This is a genomic window from Roseivirga seohaensis (assembly GCF_001592945.1).
Classification (GTDB): domain Bacteria; phylum Bacteroidota; class Bacteroidia; order Cytophagales; family Cyclobacteriaceae; genus Roseivirga; species Roseivirga seohaensis.
The window spans coordinates 128,213-148,660 of the sequence record NZ_LRPB01000001.1 but is presented as its reverse complement, the minus strand read 5'-3'; the positions used below and the strand labels follow the sequence as shown (position 1 = coordinate 148,660).

Here is a 20,448-nt window from a genome sequence, read left to right as displayed (position 1 = left end):
TTCAATCAAACCTAATGGCCGTTACTGGTTTTATTCTGGCAATGATTGCCGTTGGAATAATCAGCACAAAGGATACTAAGATCAACGTTAGCAAATTGAGGCCAATGGTCACCGACCAATCCCATTCAATGGGCACATACTCCATATAGTAGTTGGCGGCATCTAGGGGAATTATGTGGAAGAAATCTTGAAGTAAAGCAAAACCAATGGCTATCGCATTCCCCACCAATAAACCTTTGAGTACTAATCTAATACCATTGTAGGAAAATATTCTTCTGATCAGGCTATTTGAAGCGCCCAATGCCTTGAAGGTTCCAATCATTTGGGTACGCTCCATAATGAGGATAAACAATACCGAAACCATATTAAATGAGGCGACCAATAGAATGAGCCAAATGAAAATACTCACGTTTTTACTGAGCAGATTAAGCCAGTCGAAAATCTGAACGAATTTTTCGTCTACTCTTTCTGTATAATGCTCTACACTTAATTCGCCAATAATGGCATCATCCGCAGCAGCAATATCATCTATGTTTTTGAGGTAAACTTCATAGCCTCCCACCTCATCATTCTTCCAGCCATTTAAACTTCGAACTACATTGATGTCACCAATCATCATTTGGTCGTCAAACGTATCGAGGCCAGTGCTATAAATCCCTTTTACGGTTACCCTACGGGTTTTGGGCGGATCCATAATAAAGTAATTGATCACCTTGTCCCCAATCTTCAAACCCAAGTTTTTGGCCATTTTAGAACTGACCATCACATCGGTGGAAGTGCTATCGTTAAAACTGATGAATTCGCCTTCCACCATGTATTTATCAAACAATGCTTCGTTAAAGCTCGGTGCTACTCCCTTAAAGAGTACCCCGTACACTTCACCATCTTTCGAAATTAACCCCGGTTTGTGGGCATATTCCTGCACATGAGCAACATATGGGTCTGTTGCCACTGCCTTCAAACGATTGGGATCCACAACAATGGGTTCTTCCTCATATGAATTATTAAGGGAGAATTTTTTGATTTGAATGTGGCCGGAGAAGCTAAAAATCTTGTCTTTGATATTTTCTTGAAAACCACCAAGCACAAAAAAAGCAATCATCATAATGGCCAAACCCAGCGCAACACTGGTAATGGCAATCTTATGGATTACGGCAGAGAAGCTGTTATCGCCCGGGTTGCTGATTCTTTTTGCTATGAAATAAGGGAGGTTCAAGAATATGGTTAATTTTGATGCTACCGTTAAATTTCAAAGATAACGAACCGAATGAATAGACTGCTATTTGCCCTTTTTATTTTAATCACATGTTTTGGCTGCCAATCGCAAACCGAGCAAAAGGAAGCCCTTCAAGTAGGAGCCGAAAGAATGCAAGAATACCTCCCATTGCTCGAAGGAAAAAGAGTGGCTTTGGTGGTCAATCAAACTTCTATGGTGGGGCAAACGCATTTGGTCGACACGCTCAGTAGCTTAGGTGTCGATATAAAAAAGGTGATGGCACCTGAGCATGGCTTTAGAGGCGAAGCGCCTGATGGTGAAAAAATTAATGATTCTAAAGACGAAAAAACAGGCATTCCAATCGTTTCGATTTACGGCAGTAATAAAAAACCAACGCCAGAAATGCTAGAAGATGTGGACGTTCTCATTTTCGATATTCAAGATGTGGGCGTACGCTTTTATACCTTTATCAGTACCATGCATTATATTATGGAGGCCGCAGCTGAAAATAAGAAACAGGTTATTGTGTTCGATAGGCCAAATCCGAACGGCATGTACATTGACGGTCCTGTAAAAGAGGATAGTGTAAATTCTTTTGTTGGAATGCATCCAATTCCGGTGGTTCATGGCCTCACGGTGGGCGAACTGGCGCAAATGATTAATGGAGAAGGATGGTTAGAAAATGGAGTAAAAGCTGATTTGACTGTCATTAAAATGAAAGGCTGGAACCATAATGCTACTTATTCTTTGCCCGTAAAACCTTCGCCCAATTTACCGACCGACAATGCAATTGCGCTTTATCCTTCACTCGGTTTTTTTGAAGGTACAGTAGTGAGTGTAGGCCGAGGAACCGATTTTCCTTTCGAAGTGATTGGCCACCCTGATTTTAGTTTGGGTTCCTATACCTTCACTCCGCAACCCAATGAAGGTTCTAAATATCCACCACTGGAAGGAAAAGAATGCTTCGGTCAAAGCTTTTCTGGAGTAGATCAACCGCATGAGCTTATGCTGCGCTATTTGATTACTTATTACGAAGCCTTAAAAGACAAAACGGAATTCTTTAAAGATTACCTTACCCTTTTGGCTGGAACTGCCGAACTGCAAAAGCAGATCGAGGCCGGAATGACCGAGGAAGAAATTAAAGCGACTTGGCAAGGAGATTTGAACGCTTACAAGGCCAAGCGGAAGCAATATTTGTTGTATAAGGATTTTGATTAAATGCAGGAATTAAGAATTATATATATGGGCACGCCTGAGTTTGCGGTGCCTAGCTTACAAATTTTGGTTGAAAATGGCGTCAATGTGGTGGCCGTTGTGACTGCACCTGACCGTCCGAAAGGCAGGGGGCAAAAGTTAGCCACAACACCCGTGAAGGACTATGCTGTTTCGCAGGATATTCCGGTGTTGCAGCCTACCAATTTAAAGTCGCCAGAGTTTTTAGAAGAGCTAAAAAGCTACAATGCCAACCTGCAAATTGTGGTGGCTTTTAGAATGCTGCCCGTAGCCGTTTGGGACATGCCCGAAATTGGTACTTTCAACCTACATGGTTCTTTGTTGCCACAATACCGAGGTGCCGCGCCTATCAACTGGGCGATTATTAATGGTGAAAAGGAGACAGGCGTAACCACCTTCTTCCTAAAACATGAGATTGATACTGGGAATGTTATTTTCCAAGAAAAAGAACCCATTGGCGAAGAAGACAATGTAGGCGATGTATATGAAAGGCTAATGCACCGTGGCGCCAAATTGGTGCTCAAAACGGTTCGTGCCATTGAAGCAGGTGATTATCCGCAACTGCCACAAGACGAGTCGGTGGAGATTAAACATGCGCCAAAAATATTTAAAGAAACCTGCGAGATCGACTGGAAGAAATCGAGCGAAGAAGTCTATAATTTCATTCGAGGTTTATCGCCTTATCCCGCAGCTTGGACAACTATTAATGATAAGAATTTCAAAATCTTCGCTACCAAAAAAATAGACTCAGGTAAAAAAACTAAGCCAGGTGAATACAAAACCGACAATAAAACTTTCCTTCATATTCAAACCGGAACGGGCGCTTTGGCCATTACCGAATTGCAAATGGAAGGAAAAAAACGAATGGATATTGAATCGTTTTTAAGAGGAACACAGTTATGATTAAAACAATTATTGTAGCCAAAGCGATGAATAATGCGATTGGTAAGGACAATGACCTGCCTTGGAAATTGCCTAACGACATGCGTCACTTTAAACAAATCACCACTGGGCATGTTGTCATTATGGGACGGAAGAATTATGAGTCAATACCCACTAAATTTAGGCCACTGCCTAATAGAACGAATATTGTACTAACTCGCCAGTCCAATTTTGAAGCTCCAGGTTGTATTACATACAATTCATTGGAACAAGCGTTGGAATATTGTAAGCTTTTCAACCAAGAGGAAATATTCATTATTGGTGGAGAAGACATATATCGTCAATCTTTACCTATTGCCGATAAGTTAATAGTTACAGAAGTAGGTTTTAATTTTCTGGATGCTGACAGGTTTTTTCCTGAGATAGATGAGGCTGTTTGGGTGGAATCAGGTAGGCAGTTTTTTTTGAAAGATGAGAGAAATCCATACAACCATGAATTCGTGACCTATATAAGAAAATAAATTACTCCTCTAAACTGCGTATTGACTCTTGTGCCATAGCAATAAAATCAGCCCAAATCTTCTCGTTGGCATAATCCAGTTTCCTTGATTCAATGTATGGCTTCAATATCAGATACCACCAACGAACTCTATCTTCATGAATAGCCCCAAATACGTTTCTATTGATCAGTCCAAAATTAAGTGCTGAACAGATATTGTTCATGTCATTTAAAAACATGTTGATGATAAAAGTTGCCTCTCTATTGGACTTAATTACCTTAATGTCCTTCTTGCGGATCGGTTCACATTTTTCAGGAAAGGAATAACAACCTAATTCCTCGAGAACCCTATACAGCTCTGATTGTAATTCAGCTGATTTGTCAATATCTAGAAAATTGAACTTTGATTGTAGTTGGTTCCATTTGGCACTCTTTCTAAATTGATAAACTACCACTACTAACATAACTATGCTACTTGCAGAAAAAATCAATTCCACTAATGGTGCATAATTATCATTGAAGTCACTAAGTGTCATTTTGAATAAGTTTTAAAAAACAATTTAACTTGAACAGCATTTGGCTTCAAGTTCTTTCAAATTCAGGAGAAATGCTGGGATTTTATAAAAAAATGTGTTTTTTTATAAAGACGAGATAATATGCATTCGACTTTGTAACTTATGTTCGAAGTGATTTCTTTCTCTTCTGCCAACCTTTCCAAAAGTTCGAACTTTTGGAAAGTTAAGCCTTGAGTCAAATTTGATAATATATGTCTTTAACCAACAAAACGATCTGGATCACAGGCGCTTCTTCAGGAATTGGAGAAGCTTTAGCCATGCAGCTTTCTTCGGAAGGTGCACAACTGATTCTCTCTGCCCGCAGACTAGCCGAATTGGAAAGGGTGAAATCCAATTGCTCCAACCAAGACAAGATTAAAATCCTCACCCTCGATTTGGCCGAAGCGGACAGCTTATCATCTAAAACCAACGAAGCCATTGCTCTTTTCGGACAGGTGGAAATTTTGATTAATAATGGCGGCATCAGTCAACGGTCTTTGGCAAAGGATACCAAACTTGAGGTAGATCGAAACTTGATGGAAGTCAACTACTTCGGGAATATTGCTTTGGCCAAAAACCTGCTGCCGCATATGCTCAAAAAGGGGAGTGGCCATTTTGTGGTAGTGACAAGTCTGACTGGAATTTTCGGAACGCCTTATCGGTCTGGCTATGCGGCCACAAAACATGCGCTTCATGGCTTTTACGATAGTCTTCGTGCCGAACTGGAAGATGACGGAATCAAAGTAACGATAGCCGCTCCGGGTTTCGTGAAAACCAATGTGTCGGTGAATGCGCTGGTAGGCGATGGCTCAAAAGCCAATGTAATGGACGATGCCCAAGCCAAAGGGATTTCCGCTGAAGATTGTGCTAAAGCCATCATCAAGGCGATCAAAAAAGAAAAGCGTGAAATTTATATTGGCAGAGAATCTTATGGAGCTTATACCAAGCGATTCGTTCCAGGCTTATTTGCTAGAATGATTAAAAAGGCGAAAGTGAGGTAGTTTTTCAAAAACCTGGTGCCGATTAATAAAACAGCCATTAAGCAATTATAGCCGAACTTTTGCGTAGAAAAACCCTCCAAAAGTTCTTATTCACAGTTCAGATGAACTCATTTGCTCTGAATGAGAATATGATACCAACTTTTGGAGGGTTCTTGCTGTATTTTAAAGTCGAGCTCAGGTTAAAAAGAAGTCACCATGACTATCAAAAGCGACTTCTCTTGAAACTTTACATATCAGCAATTTCTCTTACTTCGATATTGCCATCTTCAGCATTTAAGATTGGACAGCCTTTCGATAATTCTACGGCTTGGTTCATATCAGTCGCGTTTACCATCAAGTAACCACCAACAATTTCGGCACCTTCGGCAAAAGGGCCATCGGTAATTAGCTGTCCTCCTTTTGATACTTGCATACCTTCCGCTTTCAATGGTAACCCATCAATCAATTGACCCTTTTCGGCCAAACTTTGCATCCATTTGCCCCATTCGGCCATTTCAGCTTGAACTTCTTCTGGAGACATTTCGGCCATTCTTGCATCGCCACCTCTAAACAGGTATAAAAACTTTTTCATTGTGTTAAAAAAATTATGGTTTAAAATCGAGTTCTCTTTTTGAGATTCACCCTATTGACGAAAGCCATGTTGAGCAGGGGACAATTTCGAGAAATTAATTTTCACTTTCTTTTTTCATGGCTGATTTCAGAATGAGAACGGCCTTGGTTTGCTCTTCAGAATTTAAGGAAGCGAAGCCCAAACGGATACCATTGTGACCTGAATTATGGCTGTCGTAGTTTTTCCAGTCTGGAATTACCAATTCATTTTCCAAGCAAGTTTTAGCAATTGCTTCCCAGCTCAAACCCTCTCTAAGTGTAACCCAAAAGGCCATTCCGCCTTCGGGAACCTGAAAACTGATGAACTCTGAAAGATGATCTGTGAGCAATTGATGGAAATGATCTCTCCGTTCGTGATAAAGTTTGAGTGCTTTTCTACTGTGCCGCTGAAGGTCACCTTGCTCAATCATTTGCCCCAAAGCCCTTTCTAATATGGTGTCTCCTTGGCGGTCAATCGTTCTTCTTAAATGCGCTGCTGCTGAAATAAAGTCAGCTGGCCCTACCATGTAGCCCACTCGAATGGCTGGCGCAATAATCTTACAAACCGCTCCCATATAAATCACATGATTTCCTTCATCAGCACTGACCAAAGGCAAAAGCGGAGCCCGTTGATAATGAAAGTCGTAATCATAATCATCTTCCAAAATGGCAAAGCCATATTGATGTGCTAGCTCGATTAAATGTAGCCTTCTTTCGGGGCTAAGCGTTACCGTAGTGGGGTGGTGATGATGGGAAGTAACATACACCGATTTGATTTTATGCTTTTCGCAGAGCGCTTGAATGTCATTGGTATTCAAGCCGTTTTCATCCACACGTACGTGAAGCAGAGAAGCCCCAGCATCGGTTAAAGTCAAGTTTGCGGCAATGTAATTGGTTTCCCCCACAATGCTGAAACCTCCTTTTTGGTGAATCAATTGCGAAGCCAAATACATTCCCATTTGGCTTCCTCTTGTGATCAAGATATTCTCTTTTTGGCAGGCAATCCCTCGTGTTTCTTGGAGGTAGTTGGCTAAAATTTCCCGAAGGGAATCATCTCCGAAAAATGAGCCATAACTCAAATACTTGGCGTTATAACTGCGCGAAATAATACTGCGGTAATGGCGCAAAATCTCCACTATGGGCGCAATCCGAACATCTGGAATTCCCTCATCAACCGTTAGCATTGAAGGCAACTGCGCATAAGGTCTGTGAAGATGCTTTCTGGCTTCGAAAGAAAAACCAGCCGCTGATTCTGGTCCCTGTTCAATACCCTTGCCTCGTGGTTTTACTTCAGGAAGTTTAGTGCTTACAAAAGTGCCTTTGGCGGGAATGGTGGTAATCCAGCCTTGCCCCATCAATTCGTCATAGGCGGCAATCACGGTTTTTCTATGCAGACCAATTTGAACGGAAAGACTTCGAGTACCCGGTAGTTTTGCGCCACTTTGGATGACTCCCGATTTGATCATTTTAATAATGGCGTTGTGCAGCTGAAGATAGATGGGAGTTTCAGCGCTGCGATCTATGTGGATTAAATTCTTAAATGAAATCATAGTGGACTACTGGGTAGTGCTAAAGTGGATTACATTAATAGTCCGATCAATTTAGATATTCGTAGCATATAACAACAATATTATGGCTGAATTTTCTAAATCTACTTACAATAAAGTAACCAGAGGAAGCAAGAGAGCACACTACGATAAGGCTTTGGTCTACGAAATTCTCGATTCACATTTTCTTTGCCACGTGCCTTATGTGCATGAAAACGCAGCCATTGTAATTCCAACGGCCTATGGTCGAAAAGGAGATCGACTTTTTATTCATGGTTCGATGAAGAACAGAATGATGCTTTCGCTTTTGGAGCAAGAGAAAGTGAGCTTGTCAGTCACTCATTTGGATGGGCTTGTGCTGGCACGTTCGGTATTTCATCATTCGGTGAATTATAGGTCGGTGGTGGTTTTTGGCTCGTCCATATTGATTGAAGATCCTGCTGAGAAAATGGAGGCATTAGAAATCATCACTGAAAATATTATCGCTGGTCGCTGGGCAGAGGCTCGCGAGCCCAATGAAAAGGAATTGAACAGTACCCTGGTCATCGGCATTGACATCACAGAAGCTTCTGCTAAAGTGCGTAATGAAGGCGCGGTTGACGAAGCCTTTGATCTTGACCTCGATGTTTGGGCAGGGGTGTTGGAAATTGAAACCCATCCAGGTAGAGCGGTTAAGAATGAAGATTGCAAAACAGGTTTAGCTACTCCAGCTTCGGCACTAAATTTTGAGTTTCAGAATAAGGGGGTGAAGCTTTAAATTTCCTCCTCGCATTAGAGAATAATATGATCGAAATTGTTCCATACGAACCGAAGTATCAGGCGGGTATTAATAGCATGATGCAAGAAATTGCAAAAGAGTTTACCGAGCCTATTATGGGTGGACGAAAAAGCAATTCGGCTGTTTTTCCAGATAAGTATTGGGTGGCCACGTTCAATGGTCAGGTGATTGGTACTATAGCCTTGATCATTAAACATGAGTATGGAATTTTAAAGAAGATGATGCTCAAAAAGGAATTTCGAGGTGCAACTCACAACGTTGCAAAACAATTACTCCAAACTACTATTGATGAATCCGCGAAAGATCAGCTTGAGTATATCTATTTAGGTACGATGACTCAATTTAAAGCCGCACAAAGTTTCTATTGCAAACACGGATTTGAGCAAATCTCTGAAAAAGAGCTTCCATCTGACTTTTTGAGAAACCCAATCGATACGTTGTTTTATGAGCTGAGTTTGAAGCTTGTTTCGAAGGCATAAGGAGAGGCAATCTGCTAGGTCACGAAAGCCCATTTCTATATACTCAATACTCCATACTCAATACTCCAAAGTGCCATTCAAAAAATAGCCATTTCAGAGCTGCTTAATAATGAATAGGTTAGGGTATTATTCCGAAACCTAGCTATGAAAAAACTCTCTCTATTACTCCTTATTGTCTTTCTCTTTTCTTGTTCCACTTCAGAGAAAACTAAGCTTGATATACTGATTGATCATGCCAATGTGGTAGATGTAAAAACAGGGCAATTGATGCCTGATCAGCAAATTGGAATTCGAAATGACACCATCATTTTTGTTCGCGAAGCTGGAAGCAATAATGACTACACCGCTGCCAAAACCATTGACGCTACGGGTAAATTCGTTACCCCTGGGCTTTGGGACATGCATGTGCATTTTAGAGGCGGGGAAGAATTGATTGAAGAGAATAAGAACTTGCTCCCTTTATTTATTGCTAATGGCGTTACGGGTGTTCGCGAAGCTGGAGGTGATATGACTGCTGAGATTTTTAAGTGGAGAGAAGAAATTAAGTCAGGTGAGCTTAATGGTCCAGTGATTTTTACCTCGGGGCCAAAACTAGATGGCCCACGTGCAACATGGGCGGGTTCGATTCCTGTAACGACTAAGGAAGAGGTAATTCAAGCGGTGGATTCTCTCGAAAATATGGGGGTGGACTTTATTAAAATTTATGACAGTACCATTTCTAAAGAAGCTTACATCTGGATAATTGAAGAAGCAAAGAGAAGGGGAATTACCACTTCGGGCCATATGCCTTTTACGGTAATGTTGGAAGATGCAGTGAATGCAGGCTTGGGTTCTGTGGAACATCTTTATTATATCCTGAAGGGGGCTTCGACCGAAGAAAAAGAAATAACACAAGATGTAATTGATGGAAAAGCTGGCTTTTGGGGTTCTATGGATAAACTGATTGCTACATATGATGAGGCTCAGGTGCAAACCGTTTTTGAAATGCTGAAAACGAACAATACTTATGTGGTGCCTACCAAACATATTGGAAATACGCTTTCCTATTTAGATAGGGACAATCATGAAAATGACGAATATTTGAATTATGTAGGCGATGGAATTATCAAAACTTATCAGGGGAGAATTAGAAGTGCCATGCGAGCGAATGAAAAAGCCGTTGCAGAAAGACATGAGCTGAACAGTACTTTTGAAAAACTGATTCCTAAAATGCAGGCTGCCGGAGTTTCGCTTTTGGCGGGTTCCGATTCGGGGGCGTCTAACTCCTACGTCTACCAAGGCATTTCGCTTCACCAAGAATTAGCGGCTTTGGTGGCGGCTGGTTTAACCCCTGCCGAAGCACTTCGCACCGCGACTATCAATGGTGCTAAATTCATGAAAATGGAAAATTTCTATGGTTCGGTGGAGACTGGTAAATCTTCGGATTTACTCATTCTTAATGCCAATCCGTTGGAAGATATTACCAACACTCAAGCGATCAATACGCTAGTTTTAGGTAGAAAGGTTTTCTCTGAGCAAGATTTAAAAGGAATGTTGGAGCAGTTGAGGAAGACTAACAAATAAGTTTTAGACATTATTGGTTAAGCAAGGGTGAACATAACTGCGCTTGTTCACTGAGTAGTGAAGAGTAAATGTGTTGACTTGGTTTTTCTTCTTTAGTAGAATCAAAAAGATAAATTGTTTGAATAGAAACAAGAGCAGCTGCATCTTGGCATTTTCCATACCTATAAACAGTTCCAGTTGACCCAATTTTATTACCTAATTCATTTATCACTTTGATTTTTAGGTCAATATCTTTGACTGAAGATGAGGTTTTAAGAATATATGTTGAATCTATTTTTAGCTTTTTCTTCAATTGAAAATGTGAATGTATTTCAGGAGCATTTGGTACATCCGTTAATATATAGATGTTAGTGGGTTCCCCTACAACCTGAACTTCGATTGATCTAGAGCTATATAGAAAAAAGAGAAGGGTAAAGCTCAAGGCTAGAATACCGATTTTGTTTTTAGTACGGTTAGTCTTCCTCCTAAAAAGAAGAGCTAGTAAGGAATAGATTAAAGCGTAGCCTAAAAACCTAAGAGAGCCACCCCATGTAGGTAAAAAAAGTAGAATTGAAAAGATGAAGAAAAACGAAGCCGTACCCGATAATAGGTTGCTGAATGCCCGTTTTACAAAACCCTTCATTTACTCAATAATTTCAAAAATACATCTGAAACCTAACCAAGCCTGAGGGGCGCTGTATTCCGATTTTTTATTGAAGTCGGCTCCGGTGCTTTTGTTGTTCCAACTTCCGCCCATGGCTATTCCTTTTTCAGAAGTCATTTCAGCTACATTGTCGTGTAAGCCGAATAAGCCTAGCTTTTGATCCATGTTGTAGAAAACATCGTGGACTTTATTGCTGCTGCTCAGTACATCATTTTTACTTGTTTTGAACTCCTTTTCATAAGCCGAGGCAATTTTATCCACTTGTTTAAGCATACCCTTTTCTTGGGTCATAAATCTCATTCTAGACCACTCGGCTGGAGTGGGTAATCTGAATTCAAACTTTTTAGGAAAATCCGCTCTGTCCCTTTCGTCCATACTGTCTAGCTCTTTCTGGAAAGCTTCCGTTCTCCAAGCTGCAAACTTTACCGCTTGGTCGTAGCTAACGCCCACCATTGGAGCCAAAGCAAAAGTGGTGGTTTCAAAGAATAATTCAGAAATTTCAGTAGCAGTTTTCCCCGGGTAAAGCTGCTCCCAAAGTTTCCAATCGGGTAAGCTAGAGGTGTATTCAGCCCCAGTGACACCATACTCCTTTTTCAGGTCTAACAGATAGATTTTGTACATCCGTCCAGATACTTCGGCCATATCCATGCACAGCTTGAAATTCATGGCCAAGGTGTTTGAAGCACATATGTACTGTCGGTCTTGATCACATTCTATGCAGTTGGGTTCAGGATTGGTATTCGAACCGAAGAAGAGAAATACGAGTGGGAAAAGGGCTTTCATAGGTTGGTTTTGGAAAAATAAACTTACGAAGAAATTTCTTTTTCGGATTGCTGCTTGATCCTCCAGTTTTGAATATGGATAACACTAAGCCTCTTTTGGTTCAAAAAGTGCACAAACTGCGCCTGCTGGGTCCTCGATAAAACAATAGCGCCCCATACTGCCAGCACTCTTGATATCCGTAACCAATTTTCCACCATTGGCCGTGCATTCCGACCTGCTATGGTCTAAATCTCGAACATTAATGTACATCATCCATTGAGAAGGAATGTCGCTATTGCCCCCACGTTTATGGCATACACCTGCTTTAGGTTCACCATTGGCAGTCATGTTGTAGTCATCATATTCACCCATCGAGACAGGCTCAGGTTTCCATTCCGTTACTTTGGCGTAAAAGTCTTTTACTTCTGTGGCGTTGGGTACAGTTAAATCAAACCAACCGATGGTTCCGTAAATTGATTTTTTGGTATCGCTCATTTTCTTTTTTTGAGTTTGATGGTCGTACTAAAGTACCAAAATCTATTTCCAGTTTATTAAGTAACTCTCAAAGAGTTTGTGTTTTAGTGTACAACAAGCTGATAATATATTAATAACTTTTGGAGAGTTTTTGTACCGCTATTTCCAGCCCATTCTTTCTCTTAATGAAGTAATATGTGCCGTATGGTGGTCACCATGCCATGCATACATGGCCGCAACTGTTCTGAGTACATAAACCTTGTCTCCTTCTGGATGAATGTATTTCCGACTGAAATCTTCTTCCGACATGTTTTTTAGTAAATGAATCCAACGCTCATGTAAGTTTGTGAGTAGGTTTAAAGAAACCTCTAAAGGCACATGATTCTGATAGGATAGTTCCGCCCAAGCTTTCTCATCATAGGCTTTTATTCGAGGAGAATTTTCGGTTAAAGCCCAATGGAAACGGATATAAGCATTCATATGGCTATCTGCTATGTGGTGAATTACCTGCCTAACCGTCCAGCCCTCAGGTCGATAAGGCGTATTGAGTTGCTCTTCTGTAAAACCTTCAATCGTTTTTTTGAGTTTTTCAGGCGTGTCTTTTATTCTGTTAATATATCCGTCAATATCAGAAAGCGTAATATTGGCAGGAGGATCAAATTTTCCGATTGGATAACGTAAGTCAGCGGTCATATTTCTATTTTTGAAGTGTTAGATCAAGCTGATTTTTGAATAAACAGCATACTTTAAAATTGCTCAATTAGAAATTTAAAACCTTTAATTATGTTGAAAATATATCATAATCCACGCTGCCAAAAAAGCAGGCAAACACTTCAGTTAATTGAAGAAAGTGGTGAAATGCTTACCATAGTAGAGTATTTAAAAGACACTCCATCTGAAGATCAACTGCGTGAAATTCTAAAAAAACTAGGAATGAAGGCTGAAGAAATCGTTCGTAAATCAGAAGCGATTTATAAAGAGCAATTCAAGGGCAAAACGCTAAATGAAGATGAGTGGATTGCAGCGATGGTGGAATATCCTAACCTTATAGAAAGGCCTATTGTGGTAAAAGGAGATAAAGCTGTTCTAGGTCGCCCACCAGAAAATGTAAAGAGTTTGTTTTAAACTAAATCGGGGACTAAGCTGCCAATGCAACCTAGTCCCCGATATTTTTTTTGATGAAGGCTAATTACTTTTGCACCTCAATACCTCAACACTTCCGCACGTCAATACTTCAACACCTCAACACCTTTTAGTATCCTAAAGTCTTCAACATACTTTCTTCCACTTGTTCTTCTGCAAATACACGACTTCTGATTTTTCCATTTTCATCATGGTCAATCAAAACGTGTTTAGGCGCAGGAATTAAACAATGCTGAATACCACCATAACCACCTAATGACTCTTGGTAAGCGCCAGTGTGGAAGAAACCAACATAGAGGTTTTCGTCTTCTTCAATTAGCGGCATAAACACTTCAGAAGTATGGGCTTCGGAGTTATAGTAATCCATACTGTCGCAAGTAAGCCCACCCATATTTACTTTATGGAAAGGATGATCCCATTTATTGATGGCCAGTAGAATATACTTTTGGCTTAAACCCCAAGCATCAGGTAAATGAGTAATGAATGAACCATCAATCATATACCAAAGCTCTTTGTCGTTTTGTAATTTCTGATCAAGAATAGAGTAGATAAACGCACCACTTTCGCCTACAGTAAAGCTTCCAAATTCAGTAATAATATTCGGAACAGGAACATTGCTCTTATTACAAATCCATTTGATATTTTCCACAATTTGATCTACCATATATTGGTAGTCATATTCGAATGTAAGCGAAGTTTTGATCGGGAAACCTCCGCCAATATCCACTGTATCTAGTGTTGGGCATATCTTTTTAAGCTCGCAATATTTATACATAAAACGGCTCAATTCGCTCCAGTAATAAGCGGTATCCTTAATTCCAGTATTAATAAAGAAGTGCAGCATTTTTAATGACGCTCGGCTTCCTTCAATATGTTCTTTGTAATAATTGGTAATGTCACCATAGCGAATTCCCAAACGCGATGTATAGAACTCGAAATTTGGCTCTTCATCGGCCGCTACACGAATAGCCACTTGAAAATCCTCATTGATCAAATCTTTATACACATCCAACTCATTCATGTTGTCTAATACAGGAATACAATTGGTAAATCCGTCATTAATCAATTCTGAAATATATTGGGTGTAAAGTGGTCTTTTAAAACCATTACACACAATTAGAATATCTTTGTCAATTTTCCCTTTGGCGTGTAAACTTCTCACAATTGGAATATCGAAAGCGGAAGAAGTTTCTATTTGACAACCATTTTTAATGGTTTCGTCCAACACAAAACTAAAGTGAGATGATTTGGTGCAATAGCAATAAGTATAGCTCCCTTGGTATTTGTGTTTCTTAATAGAGGTTTCAAACCACTTTTTAGCTTTCTGTATATTTTCCGAAATCTTGGGTAGATAAGTTAACCTTAATGGCGTTCCGTGTTCTTTAATAATGTCCTTCAATGGAACATCGTGAAATTCTAAGTATTTGCCATTCACCTTAAATTCTTCTGTAGGGAAATCAAAGGTCTGGTCAATAAGGTCAAAATAACTTTTCATCTACCACTTTTACATAATTCGAAAGGTGCAATATTAGAAATTTCTAAACTTTTAAAAGAAAGCTTGCCAATCAAATGTTAATTCATAAGTCAAAAAAAAATATGCTCGGGCTTATTATAAGCTAAATGCTTTTAGGTGTTTGCTGGGGCTTTAAGCTTAATAAATTGATAATAAATTACTTGTAGGGCTATTTTGCTTTCCCCACTTCTTTTTCTGAGCTTGTATGAAAAAGATAGATTAGAGAGCTTTCAGAGAATGGTTTTTGAATATGAAATAGTCAGCGAATTTTAGCAAATTGCAGGCCGTTCAGTGACAAAATTTAATCTGAATAGAACTAGAACGTGTATAAAAATTAAATGAATATGTCTCAGAAACCGATATCCGATTTTATTGAAAAGCATTACCTACACTTTAACGCTGCCAGTTTGGTTGATGCCGCCAAAGGCTACAATGCTCACTTGGCTGAAGGCGGAAAAATGATGGTGACACTTGCTGGTGCTATGAGTACTGCAGAATTAGGAAAATCGTTTGCTGAAATGATTCGTCAAGACAAGGTAGCTATCATTTCATGTACGGGTGCTAACCTAGAAGAAGACATTATGAACCTTGTAGCGCATTCGCATTACAAAAGGGTTCCGAATTACAGAGATTTAACCCCTCAAGACGAGTGGGATTTATTGGAGCAAGGATTGAATAGAGTGACAGACACCTGTATTCCAGAAGAGGAAGCATTCAGACGTTTACAGTCTAAAATTTTTAAACAATGGAAAGGTGCCGAAGAAGCAGGCGAAAGATTTTTACCGCATGAGTACATGTACAAAATGTTACTTTCTGGTGACTTAGAACAATATTATGAAATCGATCCTGCCAACAGTTGGATGTTGGCCGCGGCTCAAAAGAATATTCCAATCATTGTTCCAGGCTGGGAAGATTCTACCATGGGAAATATTTTTGCTTCCTATTGTATTAAAGGTGAGTTGAAGCCTTCCACCATGAAGTCGGGTATTGAGTACATGACATTCTTGGCCGATTGGTACGTTAAAAATTCAGAAGGAAAAGGAGTGGGCTTCTTCCAAATTGGTGGAGGTATTGCTGGTGATTTCCCTATCTGCGTAGTGCCAATGCTTTATCAAGATATGGAAATGGATAAAATTCCTTTCTGGAGTTACTTCTGCCAAATTTCAGATTCTACTACAAGTTATGGTTCTTATTCTGGTGCGGTTCCAAATGAGAAAATCACCTGGGGAAAACTGGATATGGATACACCAAAATACATTATTGAATCAGACGCTACAATTGTGGCACCATTGGTTTTTGCATACGTATTGGGTTGGTAATTAAAGCACTAAAAACATGAGAAAGATTCGCTTAGTTGAAGTAAGATCGGAGCTAGCAGCTGGTACGCGAGGAGCGAGTTTGGGAATTGACGCCATGAAAGTGGCCAGCTTAGGAAAGCGTTCCGACTTCTTTTTGCGTTTTCAGCCTATAAAGGTGAAAAACGAAAATGAGCTATTGTTTCAAGAACCTAAGTTTAAGAATGCAAAATACGGGGAAGGTGTTTATACGGTACTCAAGCGCGTTTGTGATGCTGTAAGCGATCTTCGCTCAGAAGGTTTATTTCCTATAGTTTTGGCAGGAGACCACTCAACTGCCGCAGGTACAATTGCAGGCATCAAAAAAGCCGATCCTGATAAACGCTTAGGCGCCATTTGGATTGATGCACATGCCGATTTCCATTCGCCTTATACTACTCCTTCTGGCAATATGCACGGCATGCCCTTGGCTATGGCTACGGCTATCGACAATGTTGAGTGCGAGCAAAACGATGTTGAAGAAGAAACAGAAGCCCTTTGGGAACGCATTAAATCTATTGGTATGCGTGGCCCAAAAATGAGACCTGAGGATGTTGTTTTTATTGGCGTTCGCGACACTGAATCTCCTGAGGACTACTTAATGGAAAAGTATGGTATTAAAAACTTTACCACTGCCGAAGTAACCGAAAAGGGTATTCAGCAGGTTTCGAAAGAAGCTTTAGAAATCTTGAAAGACTGCGATCAAATCTACATTTCATTTGATGTAGATAGCTTAGACACCTCCGTTTCAGTAGGTACAGGAACTCCCGTGCCAGAGGGGCTTTCAAAAGAACAAGCGCTTGAATTGAATATCGAATTAATTAAAGATAAGCGTGTTTGTTGTTGGGAAATCGTAGAGGTTAACCCAACTTTGGACACCGAAAACAGAATGGCCAATAATGCCTTCGAAATACTCGAGGCCACAACTGAGTCATTGATCCAGAATTTCTAGGAATGGAATTACAAATTAAAGAAGGAATCTCGGCTGCGTTTGCAGCACTATACAATCATTCAATTTCTGCTGAAGAAATTGCTCTACAAGCCACAAGAAAAGATTTTGCCGGAACTTACACCTTGGTCACCTTTCCTTATGGAAGGATTTCTAAGCTGAATCCTGAGCAAACAGGGCAGGCCATTGGAGAGTATCTAAAAGCTAATCTTTCTAATGTAGTGGCCGATTATAATGTGGTGAAGGGATTTTTGAACTTAGAGCTTTCAGAAGGGTCGCAGGTAAATTTGTTTGCCAAGATTTTTAATGGAGCAAATGTTGCCGATTCTCCAGTTTTCAGCATTGAAGAAAAGAATAGAACTGTGGTGGTGGAGTATTCCTCACCAAACACCAACAAACCGCTTCACTTAGGCCACCTCAGAAATAACTTTTTGGGTAATTCGGTAGCTCGAATATTAAAGGCGAATGGTAACAAAGTAGTGAAAGTGCAGATCATCAATGATCGCGGAATTCACATTTGTAAGTCGATGGTGGCGTGGCTAAAATTTGGTGAAGGCGAAACACCAGAAGCAGCAGGCATCAAAGGCGACCACCTGGTAGGAAAATACTATGTGGCTTTTGATAAAGCCTATAAAGAAGAAATTGCTGCACTTGTTGCCGATGGAGTAGAAAAAGAAGCTGCTGAAAAGCAGGCTCCTATTTTTGTGGAGGCACAAGAAATGTTACTGAAATGGGAAGCCAAAGACCCTGAAGTTTATTCCCTTTGGGAAAAAATGAACGGTTGGGTATATGAGGGTTTCGAAGATACTTATCAGCGCATGGGCGTTGATTTCGATAAACTTTATTACGAAAGTGATACCTACCTTATTGGCCGCGACCGCGTAATGGAAGGTCTTGAAAAAGGAGTTTTCTATAAGAAAGAAGATGGCTCTATTTGGGTAGACCTAACCGATGAGGGCTTAGATCAAAAACTATTGCTCAGAAGTGATGGTACTTCTGTATACATGACGCAAGATATTGGTACTGCCATTATGCGTTATGAGGATTACCCTGATCTTTCTCAACTCATTTACACCGTAGGAAATGAACAAGAATACCACTTTAAGGTGCTTTTCCTTATTCTGAAAAAATTAGGTTATGAATGGGCAGAAGCCTGTTATCATCTGTCTTATGGCATGGTAGACCTTCCTTCAGGAAAAATGAAATCGAGAGAAGGAACCGTAGTAGATGCCGATGACTTGATTCAGCAAATGGCCGATACCGCCAAAAGCCGAACAGAAGAATTGGGCAAGATTGAAGGTTTTACTGAAGAACAAGCAAACGCCTTATACGAGACTTTAGGTTTGGGGGCGATCAAGTATTTCTTGCTAAAGGTAGACCCTAAGAAAAGAATGCTTTTCAACCCTGAAGAGTCGATTGAATTTCAAGGCAATACTGGCCCTTTTATTCAGTATACATATGCTAGAATCAGTGCTATTGTTCGCAAAGCTGTACAGCTCGATATTGATATTGCAGCCATTGATTACAACCAGATTACCGATTTGCACGAAACCGAAAGGGATTTAATTTATGCCATTAGCCAATACCCAGAAAAGTTGGCTTTGGCAGCAAATGAATACTCTCCAGCCGTGGTTGCTCAGTACGTTTACGATATTGCTAAAGAATACAATCGCTTTTATGCCGAAGTGTCTATCTTCAGTGAAGACGATGTAGAAAAACGTAAATTCCGTGTCGGACTTTCTGCTTTAGCTGCTGAAACAATAAAAGTAAACATGAACTTATTGGGTATAAACGTCCCAAATCGCATGTAATATGAGTTTCTGTTTAAGCCTAATTTTATTCATCAATATTTTCAACCCAAAACCAGAAGAAATGAGTTTCTACGACTTTAAAATGAAAACCATTGAGGGGAAAGAAATTTCCTTGAGCGAGTTTAAAGGTAAAAAGGTGTTGGTAGTGAATGTGGCTTCTGAATGCGGTTTTACTCCTCAATACGAAGACCTCCAGAATTTACACGAAACCTACGGAGATAAAATCGTTGTTTTGGGCTTTCCTGCCAACAACTTTGGCGGTCAAGAGCCAGGTTCAAACTTAGCGATTCAACAGTTTTGTACGGCTAAATTTGGAGTTACTTTCCAGATGTTTGAGAAAATTTCAGTGTTGGGAAAGGACAGAGCACCGCTCTATGAGTGGTTAGAAAAAGAATCGGGCAAAACACCCAATTGGAATTTCTGTAAATACTTAATTGATGAAAAAGGGAAAGTGGTTGCTTTCTTCTCTTCATCAGTAAATCCAATGGACGAGGCCATTACAGGAACTTTATAATCAAAAATGAAGCATTGGGTAAAAGCTTTTAGGCTACGTACACTCCCTTTGGCCTTGGCTAGCATAGGAATGGGCGCTTTTTTAGCTGCTTCTTCTGGTCAGTTTAACGGAGGGGTTTTTGCGCTTTGCGCATTAACCACCATTTTACTTCAGGTATTGTCAAATTTGGCCAACGACTATGGCGATTCAGTTCACGGAGCCGATGGAGCTAAAAGAACAGGGCCATCAAGAGCGGTTCAGTCGGGTGTTATTTCATTGAAAGCCATGCGAAACGCAATCATTTTATTTTCTGCCTTGTCACTTCTTTCGGGCATTGGCTTGATTTACTTGGCTTTTGGTTGGTCGCCTCAAGTGTTTGGCTTCTTTTTGGGCTTGGGTGTTTTAGCCATTCTGGCTGCCATTACCTACACTGCTGGCTATAAACCTTATGGCTATATGGGCTTGGGCGATATCAGTGTTTTAATTTTCTTTGGTTTTGTTGGGGTGATGGGTTCAGCTTATTTGTACGAGCAAGAATTGAAGTGGGAGTATTTACTTCCTGCTATTTCTACAGGGTTATTCTCAGTAGCTGTGTTGAATGTAAATAACATCCGCGACATTGAATCTGATAAGGAAGCGGGTAAGATTTCCGTTCCCGTTCGAATAGGCAGGAAAAATGCCGTGTTTTATCATTGGTTTTTATTGGTTGCTGGCTTTGCATTAGGGCTTAGTTATGTTTTAATGAACTATTCCAGTTATTGGCAATTGATTATTGTTTTGGCTTTACCTGGCTTAATTAAGAATGCCAGAGCAGTTAAAACACACACCGAATCATCTAAACTCGACCCATTTTTAAAACAAATGGCCCTCACTACTTTACTCTATGTTATTCTTTTTGGAGTGGGGCAAGTGGTAGGCTAGATTGTTGGAAATGGTGTTTGTTTATCTTTTAATACTTCTATATCTTTAAGTGTAATCATAACTTC

The 20,448-nt window shown here is 40.2% G+C and carries 22 protein-coding genes; 13 read left to right on the top strand and 9 right to left on the bottom strand.

What is annotated here, in order from left to right; genetic code table 11:
- Nucleotide 1: 1 nt before the first annotated feature.
- Entirely contained in the window at nt 2-1,216 is a 1,215-nt protein-coding gene (locus tag AWW67_RS00655; RefSeq protein WP_062299491.1) for an ABC transporter permease, read from the bottom strand.
- A 51-nt stretch (nt 1,217-1,267) separates the two neighbouring features.
- Here AWW67_RS00655 and AWW67_RS00650 point away from each other — a divergent pair, with 51 nt between their 5' ends.
- Genes AWW67_RS00650 through AWW67_RS00640 form a run of 3 tightly spaced genes read left to right on the top strand, consistent with a single transcriptional unit; the run spans nt 1,268 to nt 3,852 of the window.
- On the top strand, nt 1,268-2,434 hold the full coding sequence (locus AWW67_RS00650) for an exo-beta-N-acetylmuramidase NamZ family protein (protein ID WP_062299489.1): 1,167 nt from the start codon (nt 1,268-1,270) through the stop codon (nt 2,432-2,434).
- Complete coding sequence (gene fmt, locus AWW67_RS00645; RefSeq protein ID WP_260311191.1) at nt 2,435-3,352, top strand: methionyl-tRNA formyltransferase; 918 nt, start codon at nt 2,435-2,437, stop codon at nt 3,350-3,352.
- Entirely contained in the window at nt 3,349-3,852 is a 504-nt protein-coding gene (locus AWW67_RS00640; protein WP_071387017.1) for a dihydrofolate reductase, read from the top strand. The genes fmt and AWW67_RS00640 overlap by 4 nt, the downstream gene beginning before the upstream one ends.
- A 1-nt stretch (nt 3,853) precedes the next feature.
- Here AWW67_RS00640 and AWW67_RS00635 read toward each other — a convergent pair whose 3' ends face one another.
- Nucleotides 3,854-4,366, bottom strand: a complete 513-nt coding sequence (locus AWW67_RS00635; protein ID WP_062299487.1) for a DUF4760 domain-containing protein — start codon at nt 4,364-4,366, stop codon at nt 3,854-3,856.
- Between the two features lie 230 nt (nt 4,367-4,596).
- On the opposite strand from AWW67_RS00635, the gene AWW67_RS00630 reads away from it, so the two are divergent.
- The gene (locus AWW67_RS00630; RefSeq protein ID WP_062299486.1) at nt 4,597-5,385 is read left to right on the top strand and encodes an SDR family oxidoreductase; all 789 of its coding nucleotides are present in this window, start codon (nt 4,597-4,599) and stop codon (nt 5,383-5,385) included.
- A gap of 226 nt (nt 5,386-5,611) precedes the next feature.
- On the opposite strand, the gene AWW67_RS00625 is transcribed toward AWW67_RS00630, so the two are convergent.
- Both AWW67_RS00625 and AWW67_RS00620 read right to left on the bottom strand, forming a co-directional pair.
- Nucleotides 5,612-5,956 (bottom strand): YciI family protein, encoded by a 345-nt coding sequence (locus AWW67_RS00625; protein WP_062299485.1) that lies wholly within the window; start codon nt 5,954-5,956, stop codon nt 5,612-5,614.
- A 94-nt stretch (nt 5,957-6,050) separates the two neighbouring features.
- Nucleotides 6,051-7,523 carry an aminotransferase-like domain-containing protein gene (locus tag AWW67_RS00620; RefSeq protein ID WP_062299484.1) on the bottom strand — a complete coding sequence of 491 codons (1,473 nt, stop codon included), beginning with the start codon at nt 7,521-7,523 and terminating at the stop codon, nt 6,051-6,053.
- Between the two features lie 82 nt (nt 7,524-7,605).
- Between AWW67_RS00620 and AWW67_RS00615 the strand changes: the two genes are divergently transcribed.
- The 3 genes from AWW67_RS00615 to AWW67_RS00605 all read left to right on the top strand — a co-directional run bounded on the left by AWW67_RS00615 (nt 7,606) and on the right by AWW67_RS00605 (nt 10,340).
- Nucleotides 7,606-8,277 carry a pyridoxamine 5'-phosphate oxidase family protein gene (locus tag AWW67_RS00615; RefSeq protein WP_071387016.1) on the top strand — a complete coding sequence of 224 codons (672 nt, stop codon included), beginning with the start codon at nt 7,606-7,608 and terminating at the stop codon, nt 8,275-8,277.
- Between the two features lie 26 nt (nt 8,278-8,303).
- A complete protein-coding gene (locus tag AWW67_RS00610; RefSeq protein ID WP_062299483.1) occupies nt 8,304-8,777 on the top strand; it encodes a GNAT family N-acetyltransferase in 474 nt (157 codons plus the stop codon).
- Between the two features lie 144 nt (nt 8,778-8,921).
- Nucleotides 8,922-10,340 carry an amidohydrolase family protein gene (locus AWW67_RS00605; RefSeq protein ID WP_062299482.1) on the top strand — a complete coding sequence of 473 codons (1,419 nt, stop codon included), beginning with the start codon at nt 8,922-8,924 and terminating at the stop codon, nt 10,338-10,340.
- 10 nt (nt 10,341-10,350) lie between these two features.
- On the opposite strand, the gene AWW67_RS00600 is transcribed toward AWW67_RS00605, so the two are convergent.
- From AWW67_RS00600 to AWW67_RS00585, 4 genes are all read right to left on the bottom strand, one after another.
- Complete coding sequence (locus AWW67_RS00600) at nt 10,351-10,962, bottom strand: hypothetical protein (RefSeq protein WP_062299481.1); 612 nt, start codon at nt 10,960-10,962, stop codon at nt 10,351-10,353.
- A complete protein-coding gene (locus AWW67_RS00595; protein WP_082793944.1) occupies nt 10,963-11,766 on the bottom strand; it encodes an SUMF1/EgtB/PvdO family nonheme iron enzyme in 804 nt (267 codons plus the stop codon).
- A gap of 84 nt (nt 11,767-11,850) precedes the next feature.
- Nucleotides 11,851-12,240 carry a VOC family protein gene (locus AWW67_RS00590; protein WP_053223753.1) on the bottom strand — a complete coding sequence of 130 codons (390 nt, stop codon included), beginning with the start codon at nt 12,238-12,240 and terminating at the stop codon, nt 11,851-11,853.
- A gap of 138 nt (nt 12,241-12,378) precedes the next feature.
- On the bottom strand, nt 12,379-12,912 hold the full coding sequence (locus AWW67_RS00585; RefSeq protein ID WP_062299477.1) for a YfiT family bacillithiol transferase: 534 nt from the start codon (nt 12,910-12,912) through the stop codon (nt 12,379-12,381).
- Between the two features lie 90 nt (nt 12,913-13,002).
- On the opposite strand from AWW67_RS00585, the gene arsC reads away from it, so the two are divergent.
- Entirely contained in the window at nt 13,003-13,344 is a 342-nt protein-coding gene (gene arsC, locus AWW67_RS00580) for an arsenate reductase (glutaredoxin) (RefSeq protein WP_062299476.1), read from the top strand.
- Nucleotides 13,345-13,471: 127 nt separating this feature from the next.
- On the opposite strand, the gene AWW67_RS00575 is transcribed toward arsC, so the two are convergent.
- Complete coding sequence (locus AWW67_RS00575; RefSeq protein WP_053223756.1) at nt 13,472-14,857, bottom strand: type III PLP-dependent enzyme domain-containing protein; 1,386 nt, start codon at nt 14,855-14,857, stop codon at nt 13,472-13,474.
- A 362-nt stretch (nt 14,858-15,219) separates the two neighbouring features.
- Between AWW67_RS00575 and AWW67_RS00570 the strand changes: the two genes are divergently transcribed.
- Genes AWW67_RS00570 through AWW67_RS00550 form a run of 5 tightly spaced genes read left to right on the top strand, consistent with a single transcriptional unit; the run spans nt 15,220 to nt 20,383 of the window.
- Complete coding sequence (locus AWW67_RS00570) at nt 15,220-16,194, top strand: deoxyhypusine synthase family protein (protein ID WP_053223855.1); 975 nt, start codon at nt 15,220-15,222, stop codon at nt 16,192-16,194.
- Nucleotides 16,195-16,210: 16 nt separating this feature from the next.
- The gene (locus AWW67_RS00565) at nt 16,211-17,161 is read left to right on the top strand and encodes an arginase (protein ID WP_053223757.1); all 951 of its coding nucleotides are present in this window, start codon (nt 16,211-16,213) and stop codon (nt 17,159-17,161) included.
- Between the two features lie 2 nt (nt 17,162-17,163).
- Nucleotides 17,164-18,969, top strand: a complete 1,806-nt coding sequence (gene argS / locus AWW67_RS00560; RefSeq protein WP_062299474.1) for an arginine--tRNA ligase — start codon at nt 17,164-17,166, stop codon at nt 18,967-18,969.
- Between the two features lies 1 nt (nt 18,970).
- Nucleotides 18,971-19,483, top strand: a complete 513-nt coding sequence (locus AWW67_RS00555; protein WP_053223759.1) for a glutathione peroxidase — start codon at nt 18,971-18,973, stop codon at nt 19,481-19,483.
- Between the two features lie 6 nt (nt 19,484-19,489).
- Nucleotides 19,490-20,383, top strand: coding sequence for a 1,4-dihydroxy-2-naphthoate polyprenyltransferase (locus tag AWW67_RS00550; RefSeq protein WP_062299472.1), 894 nt, complete (start codon nt 19,490-19,492; stop codon nt 20,381-20,383).
- The last annotated feature ends 65 nt before the right edge of the window (nt 20,384-20,448 follow it).

Excerpts from the sequence above, each read along its gene's own strand:
- AWW67_RS00650 (WP_062299489.1), top strand. The coding sequence starts at position 1,268 with ATGAATAGACTGCTATTTGCCCTTTTTATTTTAATCACATGTTTTGGC.
- fmt (WP_260311191.1), top strand. The coding sequence starts at position 2,435 with ATGCAGGAATTAAGAATTATATATATGGGCACGCCTGAGTTTGCGGTG.
- AWW67_RS00640 (WP_071387017.1), top strand. The coding sequence starts at position 3,349 with ATGATTAAAACAATTATTGTAGCCAAAGCGATGAATAATGCGATTGGT.
- AWW67_RS00635 (WP_062299487.1), bottom strand. The coding sequence starts at position 4,366 with ATGACACTTAGTGACTTCAATGATAATTATGCACCATTAGTGGAATTG.
- AWW67_RS00630 (WP_062299486.1), top strand. The coding sequence starts at position 4,597 with ATGTCTTTAACCAACAAAACGATCTGGATCACAGGCGCTTCTTCAGGA.
- AWW67_RS00625 (WP_062299485.1), bottom strand. The coding sequence starts at position 5,956 with ATGAAAAAGTTTTTATACCTGTTTAGAGGTGGCGATGCAAGAATGGCC.
- AWW67_RS00620 (WP_062299484.1), bottom strand. The coding sequence starts at position 7,523 with ATGATTTCATTTAAGAATTTAATCCACATAGATCGCAGCGCTGAAACT.
- AWW67_RS00615 (WP_071387016.1), top strand. The coding sequence starts at position 7,606 with ATGGCTGAATTTTCTAAATCTACTTACAATAAAGTAACCAGAGGAAGC.
- AWW67_RS00610 (WP_062299483.1), top strand. The coding sequence starts at position 8,304 with ATGATCGAAATTGTTCCATACGAACCGAAGTATCAGGCGGGTATTAAT.
- AWW67_RS00605 (WP_062299482.1), top strand. The coding sequence starts at position 8,922 with ATGAAAAAACTCTCTCTATTACTCCTTATTGTCTTTCTCTTTTCTTGT.
- AWW67_RS00600 (WP_062299481.1), bottom strand. The coding sequence starts at position 10,962 with ATGAAGGGTTTTGTAAAACGGGCATTCAGCAACCTATTATCGGGTACG.
- AWW67_RS00595 (WP_082793944.1), bottom strand. The coding sequence starts at position 11,766 with ATGAAAGCCCTTTTCCCACTCGTATTTCTCTTCTTCGGTTCGAATACC.
- AWW67_RS00590 (WP_053223753.1), bottom strand. The coding sequence starts at position 12,240 with ATGAGCGATACCAAAAAATCAATTTACGGAACCATCGGTTGGTTTGAT.
- AWW67_RS00585 (WP_062299477.1), bottom strand. The coding sequence starts at position 12,912 with ATGACCGCTGACTTACGTTATCCAATCGGAAAATTTGATCCTCCTGCC.
- arsC (WP_062299476.1), top strand. The coding sequence starts at position 13,003 with ATGTTGAAAATATATCATAATCCACGCTGCCAAAAAAGCAGGCAAACA.
- AWW67_RS00575 (WP_053223756.1), bottom strand. The coding sequence starts at position 14,857 with ATGAAAAGTTATTTTGACCTTATTGACCAGACCTTTGATTTCCCTACA.
- AWW67_RS00570 (WP_053223855.1), top strand. The coding sequence starts at position 15,220 with ATGTCTCAGAAACCGATATCCGATTTTATTGAAAAGCATTACCTACAC.
- AWW67_RS00565 (WP_053223757.1), top strand. The coding sequence starts at position 16,211 with ATGAGAAAGATTCGCTTAGTTGAAGTAAGATCGGAGCTAGCAGCTGGT.
- argS (WP_062299474.1), top strand. The coding sequence starts at position 17,164 with ATGGAATTACAAATTAAAGAAGGAATCTCGGCTGCGTTTGCAGCACTA.
- AWW67_RS00555 (WP_053223759.1), top strand. The coding sequence starts at position 18,971 with ATGAGTTTCTGTTTAAGCCTAATTTTATTCATCAATATTTTCAACCCA.
- AWW67_RS00550 (WP_062299472.1), top strand. The coding sequence starts at position 19,490 with ATGAAGCATTGGGTAAAAGCTTTTAGGCTACGTACACTCCCTTTGGCC.